The sequence below is a fragment of the Streptomyces sp. NPDC053431 genome (genome assembly GCF_044544925.1).
In the GTDB taxonomy this organism is placed as follows: Bacteria; Actinomycetota; Actinomycetes; order Streptomycetales; family Streptomycetaceae; genus Streptomyces.
Genome location: NZ_JBITXX010000074.1, coordinates 1 through 1749, shown reverse-complemented (window position 1 = coordinate 1749; position 1749 = coordinate 1). Strand labels below are relative to the sequence as shown.

General features: G+C 70.8%; 2 protein-coding genes. Both read right to left on the bottom strand.

The window, feature by feature from the left end; all coding sequences use genetic code 11:
- Positions 1-74 precede the first annotated feature (74 nt).
- Positions 75-947 carry a methylenetetrahydrofolate reductase [NAD(P)H] gene (gene metF, locus ACIGXE_RS37705; protein WP_399754684.1) on the bottom strand — a complete coding sequence of 291 codons (873 nt, stop codon included), beginning with the start codon at positions 945-947 and terminating at the stop codon, positions 75-77.
- The coding region (locus ACIGXE_RS37700) for a vitamin B12 dependent-methionine synthase activation domain-containing protein (RefSeq protein WP_399754682.1) at positions 944-1749 on the bottom strand (806 nt) is incomplete at its 5' end. The genes ACIGXE_RS37700 and metF, both read right to left, overlap by 4 nt.

Here is a 1749-nt window from a genome sequence, read left to right as displayed (position 1 = left end):
CGTGTTCGGCGAGGGTGATCTCCTTGCGGCCGAACTCCGCCAGGCCGATGTCGGCGACCTTGAAATCGGTGAACTCAGACACGTGCAAAGCTCCTTGACGCTTGGATCGATCGGTGGATTTCGAGTGCCGCCGTGGACTTGTTCAGCGTGATGTAGTGCAGGCCGGGCGCGCCCTCGTCGAGCAGCCGCAGGCCCATCGCCGTCGCGTGCTCGACCCCGGTGCGGTACGCGGCCGCCGGGTCGTCCTTGGCCGCCTCCAGCCGGTGCGCCAGGTCCTCCGGGAAGGCCGCGTCCGACAGCTCGGCGAAACGGCGGATCTGGCGGACGTCGGTGGCCGGCATGATCTCCGGGATGATCGGGGTGTCGCAGCCCGCCGCGGCGACCCGGTCGCGCAGCCGCAGGTAGTCCTCCGGGTCGAAGAACATCTGCGTGATCGCGTAGTCGGCGCCCGCCGCGCACTTGGCGACGAAGTGGGCCAGATCGCTCGCCGCGTCGGGCGACCGCGGATGGCCCTCGGGGAAGGCCGCCACACCGATCCGGAAGTCGCCCAACGCACGGACCAGCTCGACGAGTTCGTACGCGTACGTGAAGCCCTCCGGATGCGGCGTCCAGGTGCCGCGCGGATCGCCCGGCGGGTCGCCCCGCAGCACGAGGACGTCCCGCACGCCGGCGTCCGCGTAGGCGCCGATGATCGCCCGCAGCTCGGCGACCGAATGCCCGACGGCCGTCAGGTGAGCCACCGGCCGCAGCGTCGTCTCCGTCACGATCCGCTTCGTCACGTCGATCGTCCGGTCGCGGGACGAGCCGCCCGCGCCGTACGTCACGGAGACGAAGTCCGGCGCGAGCGCCTCCACGCGCCGGATCGCGTCCCACAGGGTCTGCTCGCCCTTGTCGGACTTCGGCGGGAAGAACTCGAACGAGAAGGTCGGCCGGTCCGTCCGGCTCATCGGCGTCCTCCCGCGTTGAAGTAGGTCGCTTCGGGGTGGTGGACGACGAAGGCGTCCGTGGACTGCTCGGGGTGCAGCTGGTACTCCTCGGACAGCTCGACGCCGATCCGCTCGGGCCGCAGCAGGGCCGCGATCTTGGTGCGGTCCTCCAGGTCGGGGCAGGCCGGGTAGCCGAGGGAGTAGCGGCAGCCCTGGTACTCGGTGCGCAGCATCCCCTCGATGCCGACGGGCTCCGAGGCGCCGGCGATGCCCCACTCCGCGCGCACCCGTCCGTGCCAGTACTCGGCCAGCGCCTCCGCCAACTGCACCGACAACCCGTGCAGTTCGAGGTAGTCGCGGTAGGAGTCGGCGGCGAACAACTTCGCCGTCTCCTCCCCGATCCGCGAACCGACCGTGACGATCTGCAGACCGACGACGTCGACCTCCCCCGCGTCCTCCGGGCGGAAGTAGTCGGCGAGGCAGAGGCGGCGGCCCCGCTGCTGGCGGGGGAAGGTGAAGCGGGTCCGCTCGCCTCCGTCCTCGTCCAGCACGATCAGGTCGTCGCCCTTGGAGACGCAGGGGAAGTAGCCGTAGACCACGGCCGCTTCCAGGAGACGGTCGGTCTGGAGGCGGTCCAGCCAGCCGCGGAGGCGGGGGCGGGCTTCCGTCTCGATGGTGTCCTTGTCCTTCAGGCCCCACTGGCCCTTGAACAGCGCCGCCTCGTCCAGCCAGCTCGCGTACTCGGCCAGCTGGATGCCCTTGACCACCCGCGTCCCGAGGAAGGGCGGCTCGGGTACGGGGTTGTCCACGGCGACGTCCGAAC

Excerpts from the sequence above, each read along its gene's own strand:
- metF (WP_399754684.1), bottom strand. The coding sequence starts at position 947 with ATGAGCCGGACGGACCGGCCGACCTTCTCGTTCGAGTTCTTCCCGCCG.